Here is a 24539-nt window from a genome sequence, read left to right as displayed (position 1 = left end):
CCGGCCGGCCCCAAGGTGGAGGCATGACCACCGCCACCCCGACCGGCCGGCCGCCGGTCGACCTCCGAAGCCCCGCGCAGCTGCTGGCCGCGCTCCCTTACCTGATCGGGTTCCGGCCCGCGAACTCCGTCGTCCTGCTCGGGCACCGCGGCGACCGCCCGGGCCTGGTGATGCGTGGCGACCTCCCGCGTCGTGAAGACCGCGCCCAGCAGGCCCGGGCGCTCGCCCCGCGGTTCGCCCTCGTCCCGCACACCGGCGTGACCCTGGTGGTGGTCGGCGGCCGCCGAAGACCCGGCAGCCCGCCACCGCACGCGGGCTTCGTCGAGCAGCTGACGGACGCACTGGGCGAGTTCGGCCTTCCGGTGCTGCACGCGATGTGGGTGGCGGACATCGCCGAAGACGCGCCGTGGGGCTGCTACACGGACCCGGAATGCGGCGGCGAGCTGCCGGACCCCCGGGCGACCGTGATGGCGGCGATGGCGACGGAAGGCGGCTCGGTGGCGTTCGACAGCCGCCACGAGCTGGAGGCGCTGCTGGCCCCGCGTTCCCCGGAGGCCGTCGCTCGCCGAGCCGCGTCGATGACACCTTCGCTGCCCTGGCCCGACGCGACCTGCGTGTCCGAGGCGGCCTCGGTGATCCGAGCGGCGTTCGAGCGCCAGCGGCGCGGCTCGGGGCCGCCGACGGACGAGGAAGCGGTCCTGCTGGCGTACGCCCTGAAGGTTCCGCAGATCCGGGACGTGTGCCTGGCGATGGCGGTCCCACCCCACGGCCCGGCCGCGCGCGAGGCGGAGCGCCTGTGGCTGACGCTCGTCCAGGAGCTGCCGGCTCCGGAACGCGCGGAAGCGGCGGCCCTGCTGGGCTACACCGCCTTCATGCGCGGCGACGGCACCTTCGCGGGCATGGCCCTGGAGAACGCGCTGGCGGCGAGGCCGAATCACGTGCTGGCCGGGCTGTTGTGGACGGTGCTGAACCACGGCATGCCGCCGGCGCAGCTGCTGGGACTGGCGCTGGCCGCGGACCCGACCGGGTTGTCCGGTTTCGGGCTGACCCCACCGGATTTCGGCGAGGCCGGGGAGTTCGTCGCTTGTGGACGCTCGGAGGCGCCGGGCGAGCAACCCTGAGGGGCCCGCCGCGGCCTCCGTCTCAGCCCTGCCGGGCCTGGGTGAACTCCCAAGCGTCCCGGACGATCCCGGTCAGATCGGTGCGCTCCGGCTTCCAGCCCAGCTCTTCACGGGCCCGGTCGCTGGCCGCCACGAGCACCGAGGGGTCGCCGGCCCGGCGCGCTGCCACCTCGGCCGGGATCGCGTGGCCGGTGACCTCGCGGCACGCCTCGATCACCTCGAGGACGGAGAACCCCGTGCCGCTGCCCAGGTTGTAGATGCGGTGCGTACCCGCCGTGGCGTGCTTCAGCGCCAGCAGGTGCGCGTCGGCGAGGTCCACGACGTGGATGTAGTCGCGGATCGCCGTGTGGTCGGGCGTCGGGTAGTCGTCGCCGAAGATCTTGATCTGTTCGCGGTCGCCCGTGGCGACCTGGAGAACGAGGGGAATCAGATGGGTTTCCGTGGTGTGGCGCTCCCCGAACGCGCCGTACGCGCCCGCGACGTTGAAGTACCGCAGGCTCACCGCCGCCAGCCCGTGCGCGCCGGCGAAGCTGGTGATCGCGTGGTCGATGGCGAGCTTCGTCGCGCCGTAGGTGTTGGTCGGCCGGGCCGGCGCGGACTCCGGGATCGGCGACTGCTCCGGCTCGCCGTACGTCGCCGCGGTCGAGGAGAACACCAGTCGTGGCGTGCCGTGCTCGCGCATGGCCTCGAGCAGGCGCAGCGACGTGACGACGTTGCCTTCCCAGTACTTCGCCGGCTCCGTCATCGACTCGCCGACCAGCGACTTGGCCGCGAAGTGCAGCACGCCGTCGAAGCCCTCGCGCAGCAGGCTGCCCGCCACCTCGGCCGCGTCACCTTCGACGAACCGCGCGTCCGGGTGGACGGCGTCGGCGTGGCCGGTGGACAGGTCGTCGACGACCGTGACCTGGTGCCCGGCCTCGATCAGCCGGGCGGCGCAGACACTGCCGACGTACCCGGCCCCGCCCGTGACGACCAGCTTCAGGGCGTTGCTCTGCTCCGACACGTCCAGGCCTTCCTGTCGAGGGTGACTGTGCGCCACAGTCTTCCCTCATGGCGACGCGCGGGTCCGGGCGGGGGTTGCCCCGGCCGGACCCACGCGGCCTCAGAGCTCGTCGCGCCCGGCGCCGCGGGAGGGCACCGCGGTGAACATCCGCGGCCGCCGGTAGCCGGCCTTCTCGTACGCCGTTTCGACGGCCGTCTTGACCCCGTCCAGGTCGGCGTCGCGGACCAGCGCGATCGCCGAGCCGCCGAACCCGCCGCCGGTCATCCGGGAGCCGAGGGCGCCGGCCGTCCGGGCCGAGTCGACCGCGAGGTCCAGCTCGGCCGTGGAGATCCGGTAGTCGTCGCGCATGCTGACGTGCGAGGCGTCCAGGTACGGGCCGATGTCGGCCAGCCGGCCGGCGCGCAGCAGCTCGACCACTTCGAGGACCCGCTGGTTCTCGGTGACGACGTGCCGCACGAGCGGCACCAGGTCCTCGGGCAGCCGGTCGAGGGCCGCGGAGAGCCCTTCGACGGTGATGTCGCGCAGCGCCTTGACGCCGAGCAGCTCGGCGGCCCGTTCGGTGCCGCGGCGGCGCTCGCCGTACCCGCCCTCGGCGTGCGAGTGCTTCGTGCGGGTGTCCATGATCAGCACCTGCAGCCCAGCCTCGGCCAGGCCGAACGGCACCTGCTCCTGCTCGCCCGACCGGACGTCGAGGAACAGCACGCGGGACTCGGTGCAGCAGAGGGACGCCGTCTGGTCGAGCAGGCCCGTGGGCGCGCCGACGAAGTCGTTCTCCGACTGCTGGACCCACCGCGCGACCTCGGGTCGCGTCGGCACGCGGTCGCCGGACGCGCCCAGCTCCAGCCCGGCCAGGCCCAGCAACGCCAGCGACACCGCGCACTCGAGCGCGTGGGAGGAGGACAGACCGGCGCCCGAGGGCACATCCCCGGCGATGACCAGGTCGGCCCCGGCCGAAAAGCCCTGGTCACGCAGCACCCAGGCGACCCCCGCCGGGTACGCGGCCCACCCGTCGACGGTGCCCGGCGCCAGGTCGGCGATCTTGAGCTCGCCGGAGCGCTGGAGCTGGCCGTCGTCACCCAGGGTGGCCACGGACAGGATGCCGTCCTCGCGGGGCGAGGCCGCCGCGGCCAGGCGGTGCGGCAGGGCGAACGGCAGCACGAAGCCGTCGTTGTAGTCGGTGTGCTCGCCGATCAGGTTGACCCGTCCCGGCGCGGACCACACGCCGGCGGGCTCGCGGCCGTGCACCGTGCGGAACGCCGAAGCGGCCTCGGAGGCCGGGCTCACCTGGCCAGCGCCAGGACGGCGTGCAGCGCGGAGCTGGCGACCTGAGCGGTGTTGTCGCCGCCGGTGACCTCGATGGTGCCGCCGTTGGACCGGCCGATGGTGACCGTGCCGCCCGGCACGATCCCGACGGACTTGAGCTCGGTCATCAGCGACTCGTCCAGCTGGACGTGCTCGGCGATGCGCCGGATCTCGACGCGGCCGCCGCCGGTGCGGGCGAACTCGTCGAGCCGGACCAGGTCGGCCTCCGCGGGCGGCGCGGGGTCGCCGTCGCCCAGCTTGTCCAGGCCGGGGATCGGGTTGCCGTAGGGCGAGGTGGTCGGGTGGTCGAGCAGCTTGACCAGCTTGCGCTCGACGGCCTCGCTCATCACGTGTTCCCAGCGGCAGGCCTCGTTGTGGACGTGCTCCCACTCGAGGCCGATCACGTCGACGAGGAGGCGTTCGGCCAGCCGGTGCTTGCGCATGACCGCGATCGCCAGTTCGCGGCCGTGGTCGGTCAGCTGGAGGTGCCGGTCGTCGGCCACGACGACCAGCCCGTCGCGCTCCATCCGGGCGACGGTCTGGCTCACGGTGGGGCCGCTCTGCTGCAGGCGCTCGGCGATGCGGGCGCGCAGCGGGACGACACCTTCTTCTTCGAGTTCGTAGATCGTACGCAAGTACATCTCGGTGGTGTCGATGAGATCGTTCACGCTGTCCCCTTCGTCCGCGTTGCTCATCGTAGTCGTTGACCCCGACAGCGGCGGCGGGCCTTCGCGATACCGCGCCGATGGTTACCGATAAGACGGGCAGCCACGGCGGAACCGGATCCGCCGCGGTCCGTCTTCGCCTGTTTTGGGCCGGATCGGGGACAACCCGCCGGTGACGGATATGTCCGCACCCCGAGGCGGCCGGGCGGGCGGCCGCTGCAAGATGGGAGGCATGCGTCCGCTGATCAGCACCACCGACCTCGCCGCCGCACTGGCCGGCCCGGCCGGCGACCGGCCCGTCGTCCTCGACGTCCGCTGGCGGCTAGCCGGCCCGCCCGGCGCCGATTCGTACCGCGAAGGCCACGTGCCCGGCGCGGTCTTCACCGACCTCGACCGCGTGCTCGCGGGCGAGCCGGGCGAAGGCGGCCGCCACCCGCTGCCCGACCCGGCCGATCTGCAGCGCGACCTGCGCGCGGCCGGTGTGCGGGCGGGTGCGCCGGTGGTGGTCTACGACGACGCCGACGGCTCGGTCGCGGCGCGGGCGTGGTGGCTGCTGCGCTGGGCCGGCCACGACGAGGTGGCGGTACTCGACGGCGGTTACGCAGCGTGGACCGCCGGCGCCCACCCGGTGAGCACGGAACCGGCCCGGCCAGACCCGGGCGACGTCACGGTCCGCCCGGGCGGCATGCCGGTGCTCGACGCGGACGAAGCGGCAGCGCTGGCCCGAGACGGCCTCCTGCTCGACGCCCGCGCGACGCCGCGCTACACGGGCGAGACCGAGCCGGTCGACCCGCGGGCCGGGCACATCCCGGGCGCGGTGAACGCCCCGTTCGCCGGCCACACGGACGGCAACGGCCACTGGCGGGTACCCGAGGAGCTGGCCGCCCGCTTCGCGGACCTGGGCCTGCGCCCAGGCGAGCCGGTCGGCGCGTACTGCGGCTCGGGAGTGACGGCGAGTTCGGTGGTACTGGCCCTGGAGCTGGCCGGCCACCCGGGCGCGGGCCTGTACGCGGGCTCGTGGTCCCACTGGTCCCGCGACCCCCGCCGCCCCGCAGCGACGGGCACCCTCCCCGGTTGACCGGAGGCTCGAAGAGGCCGGCAGCGCCCGCCCGCGGCATGCGTCCGCGACTGCTCGCCTCGGGCGGGCCGTCTACGTGCCGCGTGCGGCAGCGGTGTGCCTCTGCGGCGCGGGCGGGCGTGGTGGGGGCCTCATCCTGGCGCCGCTCGCCCAAGCCCAGCGCCGGCGGCAGCCGGCGCGGCCCGGGAGGCGCCGGCGGACCGAGCGGGCCGCGCCACTTCCGGTCCACGGATTCCCCCGATCGGCACTACAGTCGACCGCATGTCGCCGGCTGTTGTTTGGGACTCCGCTCTGCTCGGTTATGACCTGGGCGGGGACCATCCGTTCAACCCCGTCCGGCTGGAGCTCACCGTCCGGCTGGCCACCGAGCTCGGCGTGCTCGACGACGTCCCGCTCCTCGTCCCCACCAGCGCCGGAGACGAAGAACTCCTCCGCATCCACGCCCCCGAGTACATCGCCGCCGTGCGGGAGGCGCCGCTCGTCGGGTGGGATGTCGGGCATGGGCTCGGGACCTCCGACAACCCCGTCTTCTCCGACATGCACGACGCCTCCGCGCTCGTCGTCGGCTCGACGCTGCTCGCCGCCCGGAAGATCGCCGAAGGCGAGGCCACCCGGGCCGTCAACATCGCCGGGGGTCTGCACCACGCCATGCGCGACCAGGCGTCCGGGTTCTGCGTCTACAACGACTGCGCCGTCGCCATCTCGTGGCTGCTCGACCACGGCTTCGAGCGGATCGCCTACATCGACACCGACGTCCACCACGGCGACGGCGTCCAGGCCGCCTTCTACGACGACCCGCGCGTCCTCACCATCTCGATGCACCAGCACCCCTTCACGCTCTGGCCGGGCACCGGCTACTCCGCTGAAACCGGCCGCGGGAAGGCCGACGGCACCTCCGTCAACGTCCCGCTGCCGCCGCGGACGCGGGATCCCGGGTGGCTGCGCGCCTTCAACGCCGTCGTCCCCTCCCTGCTCGCCGACTTCGAACCGCAGCTGCTGTTCACCCAGTGCGGCGTCGACTCGCACGAGGAAGACCCGCTGGCCGACCTCTCGCTGTCCGTCGACGGGCACCGCACCATCTACGCCACCCTGCGCGACCTCGCCGAGACCTACGCCGGCGGCAAGTGGATCGCCGTCGGCGGGGGCGGGTACCAGCTGATCCGGGTCGTCCCGCGGTCGTGGACGCACCTGATCGCCACCGTCCTCGACCGGGACGTCGCCCCCGCGACGCCGCTGCCGCCCGGCTGGGTCGAAACCGTCTCCAAGGCCGCCCCGCACGCCGAACTGCCGGCGGCGATGACCGACGACCGCGAAACCGCGTTCAAGCCGTGGGGCGACGGCGAGGACGACCCGGTCGACGTCGCCGTCCGGGACACCCGCCGGGCCGTCTTCCCGCTGCACGGGCTCGACCCGGACGACCCCAGGGACTGACGATGGCCGGCCGGGACCCCTTCGACTACCCCCGCGACTGGGAAGCCGACGTCGTGCTGTCCGACGGCGGCACCGTCCACCTGCGCCCGGTCGTCCCCACCGACGCCGACGGCCTCGTCGCCTTCCACGGCAAGCTGTCCGAGCGCACTCGCTACTTCCGCTACTTCGGCGCCTATCCACGGATCCCGGAGAAGGACCTGAAGCGGTTCTCCACCGTCGACCACCACGACCGGGTCGCCTTCGCCGCCTTCCTGGGTGACGACATCGTCGCGGTCGGCCGGTACGAACGGCTCGACCACGGGCCGTCGGCCGAGGTCGCCTTCGTCGTCAGCGACGCGCACCAGGGCCGCGGGGTCGGCTCGATCCTGCTCGAACACCTTGCCGCGGCCGCATCGGAATGCGGGCTGCGCCGGTTCGTCGCCGAGGTCCTCGCCGAGAACGCCGCCATGGTGCGGGTCTTCCGCGACGCCGGCTACCAGGTCAGCCGCGAGTTCGAGGAAGGCGTGCTGCACCTGGAGTTCGACATCGACCCGACCGAGGAGTCCCTCGCCGTGGCCCGCTCGCGGGAGCAGGCGGCCGAGGCGCGCAGCGTGCACAACCTGCTGCACCCGTCGTCGGTGGCGGTGATCGGCGCGTCCGCCGAGCCGGGCAAGGTCGGCCACGTCGCCTTCGTGAACCTCCTGGCCGCGGCGTTCACCGGCACCGTCTACCCGGTCAACCGGGACCACCGCTCGGTCCGCGGCGTCCGCGCGTACCCGTCGGTGCTGGACATCCCGGACCCGGTCGACCTGGCCGTCGTCGCGGTGCCCGCCGAGTCCGTCGAGTCCGTTTTGGACGCTTGCCTCGCGAAGGGCGTCAAGACGCTGCTGATCCTCTCGAGCGGCTTCGCCGAAGCCGGGCCGCACGGCCTGCACGCCGAGCTGCGGCTGGTCGGCGAGGCGCGGGCGCACGGCATGCGCGTCGTCGGCCCGAACGCGCTCGGCGTGCTGAACACCGCGCCCGGCATCCGGCTCAACGCCACCCTCGCGCCGCGCCTGCCCGTGCGCGGGCGCACCGGGTTCTTCTGCCAGTCCGGCGCGCTGGGCACCGCGATCCTCGCCGACGCCGAGTCGCGCGGCCTCGGCCTGTCGACGTTCGTCTCGGCCGGCAACCGCGCCGACGTCTCCGGCAACGACCTGCTCCAGTACTGGGAGACCGACCCGGACACCGACCTCGTCCTGCTGTACCTCGAGTCTTTCGGCAACCCGCGCAAGTTCGCGCGGCTGGCCAGGCGGCTCGCGCGGACGAAGCCGATCGTCGCGGTGAAGTCGGGGCGCCACGCTGTCCGCCCGCAGCTGGCCGCGACGTCGACGGAGATCGACGAGGCCAGCGTCCAGGCCCTGTTCGAGCAGGCCGGCGTGGTCCGGGTCGACTCGCTGGCGCAGCTGTTCGACTCCGCGCTCGTGTTCGCCCACCAGCCGCTGCCCGCCGGGCCGCGGGTCGCGATCGTCGGCAACTCCAGCGCGATCGGGCTGCTCGCCGCCGACACCGCGCGGATGCAGGGCCTGCGGCTGGCGTTCGACCCGGTGGACGTCGGCCCGCAGGCCGGGCCGGACGACTTCGCCAAGGCGGTCGGCGAGGCTCTCACCTCGCCGGAGACCGACGCGCTGGTCGTCGTGTTCGCGCCGCCGGTGGCCATCCCCGGCACCGCCTACGCGCGCGCCCTGCGTGAAACCGTCGTCGAACTGGGGCAGCGCAAGCCGATCGTCTCGACGTTCCTCGCCGCCGAAGGCGTGCCGGACGAGCTCGCCGTCCTGACCGACGAAGGGACGCCGACGCGTGGCTCGATCCCGTCGTACCCGAGCCCGGAACGCGCGGTGAACGCCCTCGCCAGGGTCATCCGGTACGCGGCGTGGCGGCAGCGCCCGCAGGGCACGCTCGTGACGCCGCCGGGGATCCACACCGAGCAGGCGCAGGGCATCGTGCGCGAGTTCCTCGACGCCGAGAACGGCAAGACGACACTGCTGTCCGACACCGACGTCGTGCGGTTGCTGGGCTGCTACGGCATCGACGTCGTCCCGTTCCGCGTCGCGTCCACTGTGGACGAAGCCGTCGCGGCGGCGGCCGAGCTGGGGTACCCGGTGACGCTCAAGGCCGTCGACGAGCGGCTGCGCGGCCGGCCCGACCTGGCCGGGGTGCGGCTCGACCTGGCGTCGGCGGACTCGGTGCGCACCGCCTACGAAACGCTGCGCGAGATCTCCGATGACGACGACGTGTACGTCCAGCGGATGGCCCCGAAGGGCCTGTCGTGCGTGATCGGGCTGCAGGACGACCCGTCGTTCGGCACGCTCGTGTCGTTCGGGCTGTCCGGGCTGGTCAGCACGCTGCTGGGGGACCGCGCCTACCGGGCGGTGCCGCTCACCGACGTCGACGCGGCGACGCTGCTGCGCGAGCCCCGGACGGCGCCGCTGCTCACCGGCTACCGCGGCGACGAGCCCGCCGACCTGGCCGCCTTGCAGGACATGGTGCTGCGCGTCGCCGCGCTCGCCGAGGACAACCCGGAGGTGCGGTCACTGGTGCTGGACCCGATCCTCGCGTCGCCGGACGGCGCGTTCGTCGCCAACGCCCGGCTCGTGCTGGGGCCGCCGCCGTCGCGGCCCGACACCGGCCCGCGGCGCCTGCGCGCCATCAACCCCCTGGACTGAACGTGCTGACCGAACTGCTGAAGCAGCACGCCGCGGACGTGCCCGGCGCGGTGGCCCTCGTCGCGCACGGCGACCAGGTCGAGGCGGCGGCCGCGGGGTCGGCCGACGCCGAAGGCACCGTGCCGATGGCGCGGGACTCGCTGTTCCGCATCGCGTCGCTGACCAAGCCGATCACCGCCGCGGCGGTCATGCTGCTCGTCGACGACGGCGAGCTCGCGCTGGACGACCCGATCGCGCGGTGGCTGCCGGAGCTGGCGTCGCCGGTGGTCGTGCGGACGCCGGCCGGGCCGGTCGACGACGTCGTGCCCGCCGTACGCCCGATCACGGTGGCCGACCTGCTCACTTTCCGCTGCGGCTACGGCCTCGCGGCGGACATGACGCTGCCCGCGGTCGACCTGCTGCTGCAGGTGCTGGGTCACCCGGCGGCGGCACCGCGGGCACTGGCGCCGGACGAGTGGACGGCCGCGCTGGCGCAGGTGCCGCTGCTGCACCAGCCGGGGGAGGCGTGGCTCTACGACACCGGTTCGGACATCCAGGGCGTGCTGGTCGCGCGGGTGTCGGGCCGGCCGCTGCCGGAGTTCCTGGCGGAGCGGCTGTTCGAGCCGCTGGGCATGGCCGACACCGGTTTCGCGGTGCCGACCGCGGCGCTGGGCCGGTTCACGAGCGCGTACCGGCCGGGTGGGGCGGGGCTGCAGCTGGTCGACTCGCCGGAGGGCCGCTGGAGCGCCGCGCCGCGGTTCCCGTCCGGCGCGGCGGGGCTGGTGTCGACGGCCGACGACCTGCTGGCGTTCGCCCGGTTCCTGCTGGCCGGCGGAACGGCGGGCGACCACCGGCTGCTGACGCAGGAGTCGGTCCACCGGATGACGGCCGACCACCTGACACCGGCCCAGCGCGAGGCCGGGCGAGTGTTCCTGCACGGCCAGGGCTGGGGCTACGGCGCTTCGGTCGACGTCGAGGCGAAGCGGCCGTGGGAGGTCCCGGGCCGCTACGGCTGGGTCGGCGGCGCGGGCACGGCCTGGCACCTGCTCCCGGCGACGGGCACGGTGACGATCCTGCTGACCCAGGTCGAGCTGCGCGGCCCGGAACCGACCGGGCTGATGCGCGAGGTCTGGACGTACGCGGCGAAGTAGCACCGGCGGCGACGGCCCGCGCGAGTTGGGCGCCGGGCGTGGTGGCCTGCGCGAGCCGGCGGCTGCCTGCGTGAGTTGGGCGCTGGGCGTGGCGGCCGCGTGAACCGGTGGCCGCCTGCGCGAATCGGGGGCCGGGCGTGGTGGCTCGCTGGAACCGGCTGCCGCCCGCGAGTCGGGCGCTGGGCGTGGTCGCCCGCGTGAACCGGCCGCCGCCCGCACGAATTGGGCGCCGGGCGTGGTGGCCCGCGCGAACCGCGGCCGCCTGTGCGTTCGTGGCCGGCCGCCTCGCGCGAGCCGCGAGTACCGAGAGAGCAACCGCCGTCAGGCGTCCGCGGCCAGCTCGTCGCCCAGGGCCAAGAGCTGCGGCGTCGCTCCGCCCAGCAGGAACTCCAGGCGCTTCGCCGCCGTGAAGTACCGGTGGACCTCGTGGTCCACGTCGATGCCCACTCCGCCGTGGATGTGGACCGTCGTGTGGGCCACCCGGTGGCCCGCCTCCGACGCCCAGAACTTGGCCGTTGCCACCGCTTCCGCCGACGGGAGGTCCGAAGCCAGCCGCCAGGCCGCCTGCAGGGACGTCAGCCGCACCGCCTCCACGTCCACGTACGCGTCCGCCAAGCGCTGGCGGACCGCCTGGAACCCGCCGATCACGTGGTCGAACTGCTTGCGCTCGGCCGCGTACGACGCCGTCAGCTCCAGCGCCCGCTCGACCACGCCGAGCTGCTGCGCGCACACCCCCACCGTTCCGCGCAGGCGCAGCCACTCGCCGATGTCGCCCAGCGACGTCCCCGGCACCTCGGACAGCTCCAGCAGGCAAGCGTCCGCGTGGTCGGTCGTCTGCTGGGGGCGGACCGAGACGCCCGGCGCGGCCGCGTCGACCAGGTAGACCTCGCCGGATGCCGCCACGAGGAACCCGTGGGCGAATGCGCCGAAGTGCACCGCCGTCTGCGTGCCCGACACGAGACCGTTCGCGGCCGTGAAACCGGACAGCGCCACCGCTAGAACGCGTTCTCCTCGCAGCACCGGCAGCACCCAGCGGTCCACCAGCTCCGGCGTGCCGAACTCGGCCAGCGCCGACGCCGCCATCGTGATCGACGGCAGGTACGGGACCGCCGCCACCGCGCGGCCGATCTCGGTCAGCACCGCGCACTGCTCCAGCAGCCCGAACCCGCCGCCGCCCAGTGACGACGGCAGGGCCGCGTCCAGTACGCCCGCCTGGCCGAGGGCCGTCCACAGTGGAGCGTCGAAGCCGCCGGTGCCGTGCGGGTCGTGCGTGGCCTTGTCGGCGAGGATCCGCCGGGTCAGCGCGGCCAGGTCGGCCGACGCCTCGGAGGGGGTGAAGTCCATGAAGACGCTCCTAGCGCGTGACGGGCAGGCCGAGGGCGGTCGCGGCGATCATGTCCCGCTGGATCTCGTTGGTGCCGCCGCCGAAGGTCAGGATCAGCGCGGACCGGTGCAGCCGCTCGATCCGCCCGGCCAGCAGCGCGCCCGGCGAACCGTCGCGGACGACGGCGGCCGCGCCCAGCACCTCCATCAGCAGGCGGTAGGCCTCGATCGCGAACTCCGTGCCGTACACCTTCGTCGCCGACGCCTCCGCCGGGCCGAGCTCGCTGGCGGCGGCCGCCCACGCGATCCGCCAGTTCCGCAGCTTCAGGTACTCCGCGCCGGCGTGCACCCGCGCGAGGTGCAGCCGCACCCACTCCTGCTCGATGGCGCCGGTTTCCTTCGCCCACGCGACGACGTCCGCGAGCGCCTTGCGCACCGGCGCCGACGACGTCAGCGCGACGCGTTCGTGGTTGAGCTGGTTGGTGATCAGCGGCCAGCCCGCGTTCTCCTCGGCGACGCGCGCCGACACCGGCACGCGCACCTCGTCGTAGTACGTCGCGCTGGTGCCCGCCCCCGCGACGGTGTGCACCTTGGTCCAGGAAAAGCCGGGCGCGGACGTCGGCACGATCAGGATCGACAGCCCGCGGTGCTTCTTCGCCTCCGGGTCGGTCCGGACCGCGAGCCACACGTAGTCGGCGTGCTCGATCAGGCTGGTCCACATCTTCTGCCCAGTGACGACGTACTCGTCGCCGTCGCGCACCGCGCGCGTCCGCAGCGACGCGAGGTCCGTGCCGGCCTCCGGCTCGGAGTAGCCGATCGAGAAGTGCAGCTCGCCGGCCGCGATCTTCGGCAGGTAGAACGCCTTCTGCTCGTCGGTGCCGTACCGCATGATGGTCGGCCCGACGGTGTTCACCGTGAGGAACGGGACCGGCACCCCGGCGACCGCCGCTTCGTCGGTGAAGATGAGCTGGTCGAGCATCGGCCGGCCCTGCCCGCCGTACTCCTCGGGCCAGCCGAGTGCCAGCCAGCCGTCCTTGCCCAGCTGGCGGACGATCTCCTTGTACGCCACGCCGTCGCCGTATTCGGCGCCGCGCAGGCCGTCACGACGCTCCGGCGTCATCAGCTCGGCGAAGTACTCCCGGAGCTCCGCGGCCAGTGCCCGCTGCTCCGGTGTGTAGTCGATCCGCACCCGTCACCTCGATCCGGCGTTATAGTAGAACCTGTTCTAGTTGTACCAGGACTCACGCGGCGGAGGAAGCATGGAGATCGGCGTCGATCGTTCGCTCTGCGAGGCGAACGCGGTGTGCGTGGGGTTCGCGCCGGACGTCTTCGACCTGGACGACGACGAAGAGCTCGTCATCCAGCCGGGACCGGTTCCGGACAATCAGGTAGAACTTGTTACAGATGCCGTGAAAGGTTGTCCTAAGAACGCCCTGTTCATCGCTAGTTAGCGGTGTTTACTCAAGGGCTTGCCCTCAGCGAGAACAGATTCTAGTGTAGGCGCCGTCACAGGACTCGACGAGGAGGCCGCGCGTGAGCCTGACCGGCAGGACAGCGATCGTCACGGGCGCCGCCGCGGGACTGGGCCGGGCGGAAGCGCTCGCCCTGGCCGGGCAGGGCGCCACCGTCGTCGTCAACGACATCGGCGAGCCCAAGGACGTCGTCGAAGAGATCGAAGCCGCCGGCGGCAAGGCCGTCGCGGTCGCCGGCGACGTGGGCGAGCGGGCCACCGCGGACGCGCTCGTGGCCGCCGCGCTCGACCTCGGCGGGCTCGACATCGTCGTGAACAACGCGGGCGTGCTGCGCGACAAGATGCTCTTCTCGATGTCCGACGACGACTGGGACACCGTGCTCCGCGTCCACCTTCGCGGCCACTTCCTGTTGTCCCGCAACGCCACGAAGTACTGGCGCGACAAGTCCAAAGCGGACGGACAGCCGGTGTACGGCCGGTTGGTCAACACCGCGTCCGAGGCGTTCCTCATCGGCTCGCCCGGCCAGCCCAACTACGCCGCCGCCAAAGCCGGCATCACCGCGCTCACCATGTCGGCCGCCCGCGGCCTGGCCAAGTACGGCGTCCGCGCCAACGCGATCTGTCCGCGCGCGCGGACGGCGATGACCGAGGGCGTGTTCGGCGCGGCTCCCGCCGAGGGCGCCGACCCGCTCTCGGTCGAACACGTCGCACCCTTCGTCGCCTACCTCGCCTCGCCCGCGGCCGAGCACGTCAACGGCCAGGTGTTCATCGTCCACGGCGGCACGGTGTCGCTGGTCGAAGCGCCGCGGATCGAGCAGCGCTGGTCCCTCGACGAGCTCGAGACGTCGGTCAGCGCGTTCTTCGCCGAACGCGACCCCGGCCGGATGTTCGCCGCCACCGAGATCCTGGGAGAGTCATGAGGCTGGACGGGAAGATCGCCCTGATCACCGGCGCCGCGCGCGGCCAGGGCGAGGCCGCCGCACGCGCGTTCGTCGCCGAGGGCGCGAAGGTGCTGATCGCCGACATCCTCGACGACGAGGGCAAGCAGCTCGCCGCCGAACTGGGGGAGCAGGCCGTCTACCAGCACCTCGACGTCGGTGACGAAGACGGCTGGGTCACCGCTCTCGACCGCGTGACCACGGAGTTCGGCGCGCCGAACGTGCTGGTCAACAACGCGGGCATCCTCCATTTCTCGGAACTGGGCAAGACGAAGCTGGCCGATTACGAACGCGTCATCCGGGTGAACCAGATCGGGGCGTTTCTCGGGATGCGCTCGGTCGTTGAACCGATGACCGCCGCCGGCGGTGGCTCCATCGTCAACGTGTCCTCTGTGGAGGGTCTGGCCGGGATGCCCTACCTCGTCGCGTACACCGCGAGCAAGTTCGCCATCCGCGGGATGACCAAGGTCGCGGCGATGGAGCTCGGCAAGAAGCACATCCGCGTCAACTCGGTCCACCCCGGCGCGATCGACACGCAGATGGTCGAGACCGCCGCCGGCGGGCAGAAAGTCGACATGTCGTACGTCGGGAAGAAGGTCGCGCTCGGGCGCGTCGGACAGCCCGAAGACGTCGCGAAACTGGTGCTGTTCCTCGCCAGCGACGAAAGCGCGTACTGCACGGGAGCGGAGTTCGTGGCGGACGGCGGTGCCACGGCCTCGCACGCCCTCAACCTGAGTTTCTGACGATCAGTTAACACCGCTAACGAAAATCGGGCACCGGGTATGGAGAACACTCGGAGGTCAGCGACGACCTACTGGGAGGTGTGGTGAGCGAGAGCACGGGCACGCTCCCGGGAACCGCGGCACTGACCCAGGTCGGGCGCCTCGCGACGCTCTCGTGGGAGGTCCTGCGCGCGATCTTCAAGCGCCCCTTCCAGACCCGCGAATGGATCCAGCAGTGCTGGTTCTTCGCCAGCGTCACGATCCTGCCGACCGCGCTGGTCGCCATCCCGTTCGGCGCGGTGATCGCACTGCAGCTCGGCTCGCTGACCGCGCAGATCGGCGCGCAGTCGTTCACCGGCGCGGCCTCCGCGCTCGCCATCGTCCAGCAGGCCAGCCCGTTGATCACGGCGTTGCTGGTCGCGGGTGCCGGCGGCAGCGCGGTCTGCGCGGACATCGGCGCGCGCAAGATCCGCGAAGAGATCGACGCCATGGAGGTCCTCGGCGTCAACCCGATCCAGCGCCTGATCGTGCCGCGCGTGCTCGCCGCGATGGTCGTTTCGGTGCTGCTCAACGGCTTGGTCAGCGTCGTCGGCGTGCTCGGCGGCTACTTCTTCAACGTCGTCCTCCAAGGCGGCACGCCCGGCGCGTACCTGGCCAGCTTCAACGCTCTCGCCCAGGTGCCGGACCTCTGGGTCAGCGAGATCAAGGCGCTGCTGTACGGCTTCGTCGCCGGGGTCGTCGCGGCGTTCCGCGGGCTGAACCCGCCGCCCGGGCCGAAGGGCGTCGGCGACGCCGTCAACCAGGCCGTCGTCATCACGTTCCTGCTGCTGTTCCTCATCAACGTCGTGCTGACCGCGATCTACCTGCGGATCATCCCGCCGAAGGCCATGTGATGACGGCGGAACCCCTGGAGCACGAACGGACGCTCGAATACATCGCGCGTCCGGGCCAGAGCCTGGAAGGCCTCGGCAAGCAACTCGCCTTCGCGGCGAAGGCGCTCGCGTGGTCGCCACGCACGATCCGCCGCTACAGCCGGGAAACGCTGCGGCTGCTCACCGAAGTCTGCTTCGGCACCGGCGGCCTCGCCGTCATCGGCGGCACGCTCGGCGTGATGATCGGGATGACGCTGTTCACCGGTCTCATCGTCGGTCTCCAGGGCTATTCCGCGCTGAACCAGCTCGGCACTGCCGCGCTCACCGGGTTCATCTCCGCCTACTTCAACACGCGCGAGGTCGCGCCGCTCTCGGCCGGGCTCGCGCTGTCCGCGACCGTCGGCTGCGGTTTCACCGCGCAGCTCGGCGCGATGCGGATCTCCGAGGAGATCGACGCGCTGGAAGTGATGGGCGTGCCGAGCATGCCCTACCTGGTGACGACCCGGGTGCTCGCCGGCGTCGCCGCGGTGATCCCGCTGTACGCGGTCGGCCTGCTCTCGAGCTACCTCGCGTCGCGGCAGATCACCATCTGGCTCTACGGCCAGTCCGCGGGCACCTACGACCACTACTTCACGCTCTTCTTGCCACCCGGCGACGTCCTGTGGTCGTTCGGGAAGGTGATCGTCTTCAGCGTGCTCGTGATCCTTTCCCATTGTTATTACGGCTTTAACGCCAGCGGCGGCCCGGCCGGGGTCGGCGTGGCGGTCGGCCGCGCGGTGCGGACGTCGATCGTGCTGATCTCGGTGCTGGACTTCTTCCTCAGCCTGGCGATCTGGGGCGCCAACACGACGGTGAGGATCTCCGGATGACGCGCGAGCTCCGGCAGCGGCTCCGGTACCAGGTGCTGGGGCTCGCCTTCCTGCTCGTGGCCGCGCTGTTCATCGCGCTCACGCTCGCCGTCTACAACAAGGCCTTCACGCCGGTGACGCTGGTGAAGGTCGAAACCGACCACGTCGGCAGCCAGCTGCGCACCGGCGGCGACGTCAAGGTCCGCGGCATGCTCGTCGGCGAGGTCCGGTCCGTGCTGGCGAAGGGCGACCACGCCGAGCTGGAGCTGGCGCTCGACCCGGACAAGACGCACGTCATCCCGGCGAACGTGTCGGCGCGGCTGCTGCCGAAGACGCTCTTCGGCGAGCGGTACGTCTCGCTGCAGCTCCCCGCAACGTCGCAAGGCCCGATCAAGGCTGGCGACGTCATCCCGCAGGACCGCAGCAGCACCGCGATCGAGCTGCAGAAGGTGCTCGACGACGTGATGCCGCTGCTGCAGGCCGTCCAGCCGGAGAAGCTGTCGAGCACGCTGACGGCGGTGTCGACCGCACTCGAGGGCCGCGGCAAGCAGCTCGGCCAGACCCTCGTGCAGCTGAGCGACTACCTCGGCAAGCTGAACCCGTCGCTGCCGGACGTCAAGGCCGACATCACCGGGCTCGCGAACGTCGCGGACACCTACGACAAGGCGGCGCCGGACCTGCTGCAGGCGCTGTCCGACCTCACGACGACGACCCGCACGATCGTCGACCAGCGCGACCGGCTGAGCGACCTCTACGCCACGGTCACCGCGGCTTCGGTCGACCTGACGAGCTTCCTGCAGGTCAACAAGGACAACCTGATCCGGCTCACCACGGCGGTCCAGCCGACGCTGGACGTGCTCGCCAAGTACGCGCCCGAGTACCCGTGCCTGCTCGAACAGCTCGCGGGGGAGGTCGGGCCGGCCGAGCTGGCGTTCGGCAAGGGCACCGCGCACCCCGAGGTCAGCCGGGTCACCATCGAGTTCGCCGCCAGCCGCGGCAAGTACCTGCCCGGCGTCGACGAGCCGAAGTACGAGGACAAGCGCGGGCCGCGCTGCTACCCGCAGGTGCCGAAGCCCGGCGTGTGGCCGCAGTACCCGCCCGACGGCGCGATCAAGGACGGTTCCAGCAAGCCCGCGCCGCCGAAGTCGCCGTCCGGTGAGCTGCCCGCCGGTGGCGGTGCCGTCGGCGGCGACGGCTCGATCGTCGGCTCGTCCTACGAAAAGGACCTGATCGACCTGCTCGCGTCGCCCGCGCTCGGGACCTCGCCCGGTGACGTGCCCGGCTGGGCCGGCCTGCTCGTGGGGCCGCTCTACCGCGGGGCGGAGGTGGAGCTGAAATGAGGAGCTTCATCCCGTCGCTCGTCAAGCTCACGGTGTTCGCCGTCGTCACCGTGCTGCTCACCGGTGTCCTCGCGGCGACCATCGCGAACACCAACTTCGGTGAGACGTCCGGCTACTTCGCGAAGTTCACCGACGCGTCCGGCCTCAAGGAAGGCGACGACGTCCGCATCGCCGGCGTCAAGGTCGGCCAGGTCGACGCGATCGAAGTCGTCGAAGGCGAGCAGAACCTCGCCCAGGTGCGGTTCGACGTCGAGCACGCCTACCGGCTGCCCGAGACGGTGACGGCGACGATCAAGTACCGCAACCTCGTCGGCCAGCGCTACCTCGCGCTCGGCACCGACGTCCCGGGCGAGCGCGCGCTGGCCGACGGCGGCACGATCCCGCCCGAGCGCACGAAACCCGCGTTGAACCTCACCGTGCTGTTCAACGGGTTCAAGCCGCTGTTCAAGGCGTTGAGCCCGAAGGACGTCAACCAGCTCTCAGCCGAGATCATCAGCGTCTTCCAGGGCGAGGGCGGCACGATCACCAGCCTGCTGCAGCACACGGCGTCGCTCACCACGGCGATCGCGAGCAAGGACCAGGTGATCGGGCAGGTCATCGCGAACCTCAACACCGTGCTCGGCGTGGTCAACGCCCACGGTCCGCAGCTGGGCGACCTCATCGAGCAGACCCAGAAGCTCGTCAGCGGGCTGGCCGAGCAGCGCAAGCCGATCGGCGACGCGGTCAGCGCGCTCGGCGACCTCGCGGTGTCCACGACGGGACTGCTCGCCGACGCGCGTCCCGCGTTGAAGGACGACGTCGCGCAGCTCGGCGTGCTGTCGCAGAACCTCGGCGACTCCGGCGAACTGCTCAACCATCTGCTCGAAGTGCTGCCGGGCAACCTGGAGAAGTTCACCCGGACCCTGAGCTACGGCAGCTGGTTCAACTACTACCTGTGCGGGATCACCGGCACCATCGGCATTTCCTCGCTCGACATCACCCTGCCGATCATCCCCATTCCCGGCACGCAACGCGCGGAGAGGTGTGGTCCGTGAAGCGGCTGAAGGATCGCAACCAGGCGGGAGTCGGCGCGGTCACGCTCGTGCTGATCGTGCTCGTCACGGCCACGACGTACTTCTCCGACCAGCTCCCGTTCTTCGGCAACGGGACGACGTACTCGGCCTACTTCGGCGAGTCCGCCGGGCTGGCGCCGGACAACGAGGTCGAGGTCGCCGGCGTCAAGGTCGGCACGGTGTCGTCGGTGAAGCTCGCGGGCAAGCAGGTGCTGGTGCGCTTTCGCGTCAAGGACGTCCGGGTCGGCGACGCGACGACGGCGTCCATCGAGATCAAGACGCTGCTGGGGGAGAAGTACCTCGCGCTCGACCCGAAGGGCGGCGGCGCGCAGGAGCCGGACGCGACGATCCCGCAGGCCCGCACGCGCACGCCCTTCCAGCTGCAGGACGCCTTCGATCAGCTGTCGACGACGGTCGGCGACATCGACACGAAGCAGCTCGCGGACAGCTTCAACGCGCTTTCCGACAGCCTCAAGGACAGCCCGCAGTACCTGAAGGACACGCTGACGGGCCTGTCGTCGCTGGCCAAGACCGTCTCCTCGCGCGACAACGACCTGCACACGCTGCTGGCCAACACGAGCCAGGTCTCGAAGACGCTGTCCGACCGCAACGCGCAGCTGCAACGCGTGATCAGCGACGGCAACCTGCTGCTCACCGAGCTGCAGAACCGCAAGACCGCGATCCACGCGCTGCTCACCGGCACCCAGCAGCTCTCGCAGCAGCTGTCCGGGCTCGTCGCGGACAACCGCGCGCAGCTCAAGCCGACGCTGGACAAACTGAGCAAGGTGACCGACATCCTGCAGCGCAACCAGGGCAACCTCGACAAGAGCCTCCAGCTGATGGCGCCGTTCGCCCGCGTCGGCGCGAACGCCACCGGCAACGGCCGCTGGTTCGAGGGCTACCTCTGCGGGCTGCTGCCGCCGACGATCACCGCGGCCGGCCTGCACATCAACCCCGAAGGCTGCACCCCGCCGATCGCGGCGCCGAACCAGGGGGTGGGCGGCCGATGACCATCCGGACCTACCGCGGCCGCGGCCTGGTGACGTGGCTGGCGTTCGCCTGCGTCCTCGCGCTGCTCCTCACCGCAGGGCTGTTCCTGGTGTTCCGCGCGTCCACCGGCACGACGCTGTCGGCGTACTTCGGCAAGACCGTCGGGCTCTACGCGGGTTCGTCGGTGCGGGTGCTCGGCGTGCCGGTCGGGCGGGTCACCGACGTGACGCCGCAGGGTGACGCGGTGCGGGTGGACATGCAGGTCGACGACGTCCAGCTGCCGGCCGACGTCGGCGCGGTCGTCGTCGCGCCCAGCCTGGTCAGCGACCGGTACGTCCAGCTGACCCCGGCCTACGACAGCGGCCCGACCCTCGCCACTGGCACAGTCCTCGCGAAGGACCGCACGGCGACGCCGGTGGAGCTGGACGACCTCTATTCCAGCCTCGACAAGCTGTCGACGGCGCTGGGTCCCAACGGCGCCAACAAGGACGGCGCGCTTTCGGGCGTCCTGGACACCGCCGCCGACGCGTTGAAGGGCAACGGCGCTTCGCTGAACTCGACGGTCGGGCAGCTCGCCGACCTCGCGAAGACCCTCGACGGCTCGAAGGACGACCTGTTCTCGACCGTGCAGAACCTGAACTCCTTCACCGGTGCGCTGGCCCAGAGCGACCAGCAGCTCAACGAGTTCTACGGCCGCGTCGCCGACGTCAGCCAGTTCCTCGCCGCCGACTCGTCCGACGTCGGGGCCGCGCTGCAGTCCCTGGGCGGGGCGCTCGGTGACGTCCAGCAGTTCGTCAACGACAACAAGGGCGCCCTGGAGTCCAATGTGGACAAACTGGCGTCGCTGTCGAAGGTGCTGGTCGACCAGCGCGCGTCGCTGGCCGAGGTCCTCGACATCGCGCCGACCGGCGCCACCAACTTCATCAACTCCTACGACGCCGCGTCGGGCACGATCGCCGTCCGCGACAACCTCAACGAGCTCACCAACCCGCCGATCCTCACCGTGTGCCGGCTGATCAGCGCGGGCACGCCCAAGGAAATCCCGGACACGCTGGGGAACATCTGCAAGCAGCTGGCACCGGTCCTCGACGGCGTGCTGAAGCTGCCGACGATCCCGCAGGTGCTCAACTCCCTGCAGAACGGGACGCTTCCGCCGTTGCCGCTCCCGCTCGTCGACGTCATGGAGCAACTCGCGGGCGGTGCGAAGTGAAGCGGCTCGCGGGAGTGCTCGCCGGCGTGCTCGTGCTGGCGGCCTGCAGCGACGGCGGGTTCAACGGCCTCTACGGCACGCCGCTGCCGGGCGGCGCCGACGTCGGCGACCACCCGTACCACGTCACCGCGCTGTTCACCGACGTGCTCGACCTGGTGCCGCAGTCGAGCGTCAAGGTCAACGACGTCGCGGTCGGGCGGGTCGACAAGATCAGCCTGACGCCGGACACGCGGTCCGCGCTGGTCGCGATGACCGTCAACGGCGACATCGCGCTGCCCGCCAACGCCCACGCCGAGCTGAAGCAGTCTTCGCTGCTGGGCGAGAAGTTCGTCGAGCTGAGCGTGCCGACCGCCGAGCCGGCGTCCGGTCACCTCGGCGACGGCGCGCAGATCCCGCTCGGGCGCACCAACCGCAACCCCGAGGTCGAGGAGGTGCTCGGCGCGCTTTCGCTGCTGCTCAACGGCGGCGGCGTCGAGCAGATCCAGAAGATCAGCCACGAGCTGAACGACGCGCTGTCGGGCAACGAGCCGGAGATCCGCGCGCTGCTGTCGCGAGTGGACGAACTGGCGACCCAGCTCGACGGGCACCGGACCGAGATCCTGCGGGCGATCGACGGGCTCGGGAAGCTGTCCCACACCCTGACCGGCCAGACGCAGAACCTGTCCACCGCGCTCGACGACCTCGCGCCGGGCCTGAAGATCGTCACCGACCAGCGCGACCAGCTCGTCGGCATGCTGAACGCGCTGAACACGCTCTCCGGCGTCGCCACCGACACGGTCACGAAGAGCCGCGACCAGCTGGTCGCGAACCTCAAGGCGTTGCAGCCGACACTGACGAAGCTCGGCGAGGCCGGGTCGAACCTGCCCAACGCGCTGCAGATCCTGCTCACGTACCCGTTCCCGGACTACGCGGGCAACGTGATCAAGGGCGACTACGCGAACGTCGAGGCGAACGTGAACCTCGACCTGGACACGCTGATCTCGAACTTCACGAACTCGTCGCAGCCGCCGATCGCGCTGCCGTCCGGGCAAACGCCCGCGGTCGCGCCGCCGCTGCCGCTGCCCGACCTCGGTTCGGTCCCGCAGGCCGCGGGCCCGAACCTGCTCGGCGGCCTGCTCGGGCTGATCGGGGGCGGGAAATGACCACGCGCAAGGTCCGCGTCCAGCTGATCGCGTTCGTCGTCATCGCGGTGGTGTCGGTCGTCTACGCCGGCGGCCGGTACGCCGGGCTGGACCGGCTCTTCGGCAACCGCGGCTACGTCGTCACCGCGCAGCTGACCGACTCCGGCGGCATCTTCGTCAACTCCGAGGTCGCCTACCGCGGGGTCACGGTCGGGCGCGTGACCGGGATGACGCTGACCGAGCACGGCGTCGACGTCGCGCTCGACATCGACGCCGGCGCCCCGGACATCCCGGCCGACGCGCACGCGCAGGTGGCGAACCGGTCGGCGGTGGGGGAGCAGTTCGTCGACCTCCTTCCGTTGCACGACGGCGGCCCGTTCCTGAAGGACGGCTCGGTGATCACGCCGGACAAGACGTCGCTGCCGCCGTCGCCGGACACCGTGCTGACCCACCTCGACGACCTGGTCGCGAGCGTGCACCCGGATTCGCTGCGGACGGTCGTCGACGAGACGTACAACGCGTTCGCCGGCGCGGGCCCGGAACTGCAGCAGTTGCTGGACAGCACGAAGTCGCTGACGTCGGTGGCCACGCAGTACATCCCGGAAACGCAAGGCCTGCTGGCGAACTCGCGGGTCGTGCTGGACACACAGGAACGTCAGGCGGCGAACATCACCGACTTCGCGTCCGGGTTGAAGACGATCGCGGGGCAGCTCAAGACGTCGGATCCGGACCTGCGGCGGGTGATCGCGCAGGCACCGCAGCTGAGCCGGCAGATCAGCGACGTGCTCGCCGCGTCCGGGACGGATCTGGGCGTGCTGTTCGCGAACCTGCTGACCACCGCGCAGATCACGACGTCGCGCAAGGACGCCATCGAGGAACTGCTGGTGGCGTACCCGATCATCTCGGCGTTCTCGCCGTCGACGTCCCCGGACGGCACCGGGCACCTGGGCGTGGTGCTGAACTTCTTCGACCCGGCTTCGTGCACGAAGGGCTACGAAGGGACGAAGCAGCGTCCGGCGAACGACGAGTCCGAAGCGCCGGTGAACATGAACGCGTACTGCGCCGAGCCGCCGGGCAGCCCGACGGGGGTGCGCGGGTCGCAGAACGCGCCCTACGCGGGCAAGCCGCCGGCGATCCCGGCGGCGCCTCAGCAGCAGGCTGCATCGGCTCCGCAACAGCTTCCCGGAATGTTGAGCCTGCTGACCGGGCCGTCGGCGGGTGGGCTGGGCAAGCTGCTGGGCGCGCCGTGAAGGTGCTGGTGGTGGCGGCGGTGCTGTCGGTGCTGGCGGCCGGTTTCACGGGCTGGTCGTGGTGGCGGGCCGCGTCCGACGACTCTCTTGCCCGAGGCCGCGACCGCGACGCGGTGCTGGCGGCGGCGGGCCCGGAACTGGTCACGCTGAACACGATCGACTACCGCTCGGCGGGAGCGTCGGTGGACCGCTGGATAGCGGCGACGACGGGCCAGTACGGCAAGGACCTCGCGGGCGACCGTCAGGTCCAGATCGACCGGGCGACCACGGCGCGCACGGTTTCTTCCGCGTCCCTGGTGCAGGCGGCGGTGACGGAGATTGCCGACGATTCGGCCCGGCTGCTGGCGGTCCTGGACGTACGGGTGTCGACGGCCGGCGGTGCTGTCACCCCACGCCTGAACCGGCTGACGGTGGACGTCACGCGTTCTCCGGCCGGGTGGAAGATCGCGGGCGTCCAGGCGGCGGGCTCATGAGGAGAGTGCTGGCGGCGGTCGTGGTGGTGGCGTTGGGCTGCGCGGTGTGGTTCGGCATCGAGACGGCTTCTTTGTCTCCTGGGGACAATGCTGCTTTGGTCGATACTTCTGCTACGGCTTCGGTTTCCGCCGAGGTGAGTGATGCGGTGAAGGCGGTTTTTTCGTACGACTACGGGAACTTGGCTCGCACCGAGCGGGCGGCTTCGGAAGTGCTGACCGGGGAGGCGGTCGGGCAGTACCGGACTCAGTTCGCTTCGGCTCGGACTCGGGCTGCGGCGGAGAAGCTGGTGCGGACTACTACCGTGCGGGCAGTGGGGGTGCGGACTTTGGTGGGGGACGATGCTTCGCTGCTGTTGTTCTTGGACCAGCAGACGGTGACCCAGGGCGGGGGTGCGCCGTCGTCGTCCGTGGCCCAGCTGGCGGTGACGGCGAAGCGGATCGACGGTCGCTGGAAACTGGCGACCCTGACGGCTCTCTGACCGTCACGGATTCGCTCGTGCTTCTCCACTCTTGCG

23 protein-coding genes are annotated in these 24539 nt (G+C 71.6%); 18 read left to right on the top strand and 5 right to left on the bottom strand.

All coding sequences use genetic code 11. The annotated features are described in order from the left end of the window. The first annotated feature begins 23 nt into the window (after positions 1-23). Positions 24-1121, top strand: a complete 1098-nt coding sequence (locus ACZ7PG_RS10020) for a DUF4192 domain-containing protein (protein ID WP_470238696.1) — start codon at positions 24-26, stop codon at positions 1119-1121. A gap of 22 nt (positions 1122-1143) precedes the next feature. On the opposite strand, the gene galE is transcribed toward ACZ7PG_RS10020, so the two are convergent. The 3 genes from galE to ACZ7PG_RS10005 all read right to left on the bottom strand — a co-directional run bounded on the left by galE (position 1144) and on the right by ACZ7PG_RS10005 (position 4121). Further along, positions 1144-2124: a UDP-glucose 4-epimerase GalE gene (galE, locus tag ACZ7PG_RS10015; protein WP_470238695.1), complete on the bottom strand. Its 981-nt coding sequence runs from the start codon at positions 2122-2124 to the stop codon at positions 1144-1146. 99 nt (positions 2125-2223) lie between these two features. Beyond that, entirely contained in the window at positions 2224-3408 is a 1185-nt protein-coding gene (galK, locus tag ACZ7PG_RS10010) for a galactokinase (protein WP_470238694.1), read from the bottom strand. Beyond that, positions 3405-4121, bottom strand: coding sequence for an iron-dependent transcriptional repressor DtxR (locus ACZ7PG_RS10005; protein ID WP_470238693.1), 717 nt, complete (start codon positions 4119-4121; stop codon positions 3405-3407). The genes galK and ACZ7PG_RS10005 overlap by 4 nt, the downstream gene beginning before the upstream one ends. Before the next feature lie 202 nt (positions 4122-4323). Between ACZ7PG_RS10005 and ACZ7PG_RS10000 the strand changes: the two genes are divergently transcribed. The 4 genes from ACZ7PG_RS10000 (at position 4324) to ACZ7PG_RS09985 (ending at position 10414) form a co-directional block, all read left to right on the top strand. Further along, positions 4324-5169, top strand: a complete 846-nt coding sequence (locus ACZ7PG_RS10000; protein WP_470238692.1) for a sulfurtransferase — start codon at positions 4324-4326, stop codon at positions 5167-5169. A 261-nt stretch (positions 5170-5430) separates the two neighbouring features. Then, positions 5431-6600 (top strand): acetoin utilization protein AcuC, encoded by a 1170-nt coding sequence (locus tag ACZ7PG_RS09995; RefSeq protein ID WP_470238691.1) that lies wholly within the window; start codon positions 5431-5433, stop codon positions 6598-6600. 2 nt (positions 6601-6602) lie between these two features. Further along, on the top strand, positions 6603-9284 hold the full coding sequence (locus tag ACZ7PG_RS09990) for a bifunctional acetate--CoA ligase family protein/GNAT family N-acetyltransferase (RefSeq protein ID WP_470238690.1): 2682 nt from the start codon (positions 6603-6605) through the stop codon (positions 9282-9284). Next, positions 9281-10414: a serine hydrolase domain-containing protein gene (locus ACZ7PG_RS09985; RefSeq protein WP_470239030.1), complete on the top strand. Its 1134-nt coding sequence runs from the start codon at positions 9281-9283 to the stop codon at positions 10412-10414. The genes ACZ7PG_RS09990 and ACZ7PG_RS09985 overlap by 4 nt, the downstream gene beginning before the upstream one ends. A 321-nt stretch (positions 10415-10735) precedes the next feature. Here ACZ7PG_RS09985 and ACZ7PG_RS09980 read toward each other — a convergent pair whose 3' ends face one another. Beyond that, positions 10736-11758 (bottom strand): acyl-CoA dehydrogenase family protein, encoded by a 1023-nt coding sequence (locus ACZ7PG_RS09980; RefSeq protein WP_470238689.1) that lies wholly within the window; start codon positions 11756-11758, stop codon positions 10736-10738. A gap of 10 nt (positions 11759-11768) precedes the next feature. Next, positions 11769-12926, bottom strand: a complete 1158-nt coding sequence (locus ACZ7PG_RS09975; RefSeq protein ID WP_470238688.1) for an acyl-CoA dehydrogenase family protein — start codon at positions 12924-12926, stop codon at positions 11769-11771. A 70-nt stretch (positions 12927-12996) separates the two neighbouring features. On the opposite strand from ACZ7PG_RS09975, the gene ACZ7PG_RS09970 reads away from it, so the two are divergent. From ACZ7PG_RS09970 to ACZ7PG_RS09910, 13 genes are all read left to right on the top strand, one after another. Continuing rightward, a complete protein-coding gene (locus ACZ7PG_RS09970) occupies positions 12997-13188 on the top strand; it encodes a ferredoxin (protein WP_470238687.1) in 192 nt (63 codons plus the stop codon). An 82-nt stretch (positions 13189-13270) separates the two neighbouring features. Next, the gene (locus tag ACZ7PG_RS09965) at positions 13271-14128 is read left to right on the top strand and encodes a 3-oxoacyl-ACP reductase (protein ID WP_470238686.1); all 858 of its coding nucleotides are present in this window, start codon (positions 13271-13273) and stop codon (positions 14126-14128) included. Beyond that, positions 14125-14889, top strand: a complete 765-nt coding sequence (locus ACZ7PG_RS09960; RefSeq protein ID WP_364385166.1) for a glucose 1-dehydrogenase — start codon at positions 14125-14127, stop codon at positions 14887-14889. The genes ACZ7PG_RS09965 and ACZ7PG_RS09960 overlap by 4 nt, the downstream gene beginning before the upstream one ends. Positions 14890-14972: 83 nt before the next feature. Then, the gene (locus tag ACZ7PG_RS09955; protein WP_470238685.1) at positions 14973-15761 is read left to right on the top strand and encodes an MlaE family ABC transporter permease; all 789 of its coding nucleotides are present in this window, start codon (positions 14973-14975) and stop codon (positions 15759-15761) included. Then, entirely contained in the window at positions 15761-16609 is an 849-nt protein-coding gene (locus ACZ7PG_RS09950; RefSeq protein WP_470238684.1) for an MlaE family ABC transporter permease, read from the top strand. Before ACZ7PG_RS09955 ends, ACZ7PG_RS09950 begins: the two co-directional genes overlap by 1 nt. Beyond that, a complete protein-coding gene (locus tag ACZ7PG_RS09945; protein ID WP_470238683.1) occupies positions 16606-17928 on the top strand; it encodes an MCE family protein in 1323 nt (440 codons plus the stop codon). Before ACZ7PG_RS09950 ends, ACZ7PG_RS09945 begins: the two co-directional genes overlap by 4 nt. Next, on the top strand, positions 17925-18962 hold the full coding sequence (locus tag ACZ7PG_RS09940) for an MCE family protein (protein WP_470238682.1): 1038 nt from the start codon (positions 17925-17927) through the stop codon (positions 18960-18962). The genes ACZ7PG_RS09945 and ACZ7PG_RS09940 overlap by 4 nt, the downstream gene beginning before the upstream one ends. Then, the gene (locus ACZ7PG_RS09935; RefSeq protein WP_470238681.1) at positions 18959-19990 is read left to right on the top strand and encodes an MlaD family protein; all 1032 of its coding nucleotides are present in this window, start codon (positions 18959-18961) and stop codon (positions 19988-19990) included. The genes ACZ7PG_RS09940 and ACZ7PG_RS09935 overlap by 4 nt, the downstream gene beginning before the upstream one ends. Then, positions 19987-21180 (top strand): MCE family protein, encoded by a 1194-nt coding sequence (locus ACZ7PG_RS09930; RefSeq protein ID WP_470238680.1) that lies wholly within the window; start codon positions 19987-19989, stop codon positions 21178-21180. Before ACZ7PG_RS09935 ends, ACZ7PG_RS09930 begins: the two co-directional genes overlap by 4 nt. Continuing rightward, positions 21177-22322 carry an MCE family protein gene (locus ACZ7PG_RS09925; protein ID WP_470238679.1) on the top strand — a complete coding sequence of 382 codons (1146 nt, stop codon included), beginning with the start codon at positions 21177-21179 and terminating at the stop codon, positions 22320-22322. The genes ACZ7PG_RS09930 and ACZ7PG_RS09925 overlap by 4 nt, the downstream gene beginning before the upstream one ends. Then, positions 22319-23551, top strand: coding sequence for an MCE family protein (locus ACZ7PG_RS09920; RefSeq protein WP_470238678.1), 1233 nt, complete (start codon positions 22319-22321; stop codon positions 23549-23551). Before ACZ7PG_RS09925 ends, ACZ7PG_RS09920 begins: the two co-directional genes overlap by 4 nt. Then, positions 23548-24024, top strand: a complete 477-nt coding sequence (locus ACZ7PG_RS09915) for a hypothetical protein (protein WP_470238677.1) — start codon at positions 23548-23550, stop codon at positions 24022-24024. The genes ACZ7PG_RS09920 and ACZ7PG_RS09915 overlap by 4 nt, the downstream gene beginning before the upstream one ends. After that, positions 24021-24503 carry a hypothetical protein gene (locus tag ACZ7PG_RS09910; protein ID WP_470238676.1) on the top strand — a complete coding sequence of 161 codons (483 nt, stop codon included), beginning with the start codon at positions 24021-24023 and terminating at the stop codon, positions 24501-24503. Before ACZ7PG_RS09915 ends, ACZ7PG_RS09910 begins: the two co-directional genes overlap by 4 nt. Positions 24504-24539: the final 36 nt, after the last annotated feature.

Source organism: Amycolatopsis sp. NPDC114504, from assembly GCF_055633595.1.
The sequence above is the reverse complement of the archived record's forward strand: the minus strand, read 5'-3'. Positions and strand labels throughout refer to the sequence as shown.